A 625-nucleotide genomic window follows, 5' to 3' on the forward strand; every position below is an offset into this window, starting at 1 on the left:
GCATCGCGAGGTGGCCGAACTCGCCGGCCATCATGGCATCAGCCTGGTCGATCCCATCGACCTGCCGCAATGGATGGGTGCGGTGACGGCACTGGCCTCGGACCGCTTCGAGCTCAGCACCCGTGCCGCCCTCCCCACCTGGCGGGATCACGTGCAGCAAGCCCTCGAAGCCGTGCGGGATCACTTCGAGCATGCGGCCCCGAAAAACAACTTTGCCAGCAGGAGTCCCGCCTGAGGCGAGCTACCGCATGATACCACATGCCCTAACGACATTTTCCCATTCGAGACACAATTTTCTACTATATAGAACCGGCCTTCGATAAAACTCCTTTGTGATTATAGGCAAATCATCTTACCTTGCAAAAATCAGAGCGGCCCTGCACCTTAGGGCACCCATCGAAGTAAGGACGTTATTTCCCCGCTACCTGTTGCATCAAAGCTACAGACTCGCGTTTCGAAAGCTGGCATGGTGGTTTCACCTTTAGGAGTAACGCACATGAGAATCTCTGCAGCAGCAATTGCTCTCCTGCTCTCGTCGACGGCAGCTTTCTCCGCCGACCTTGCGCCTGCACCCGTTGAGCCTGTGGCACCGGTTGTCCTGCCGTTCTCCTGGACGGGCTTCTAT

1 protein-coding gene is annotated in these 625 nt (G+C 57.1%); it reads left to right on the forward strand.

Annotated features, from left to right (window positions below; translation table 11 throughout):
• Window positions 1-235: hypothetical protein (locus ACTJKX_RS38240; RefSeq protein ID WP_440728507.1), on the forward strand; the 235-nt coding region annotated here is incomplete at its 5' end.
• Window positions 236-625: the final 390 nt, after the last annotated feature.

Origin of the sequence: Labrys sp. 22185, from assembly GCF_052045555.1 — a bacterium.
Classification (GTDB): Bacteria; Pseudomonadota; Alphaproteobacteria; order Rhizobiales; family Labraceae; genus Labrys; species Labrys neptuniae.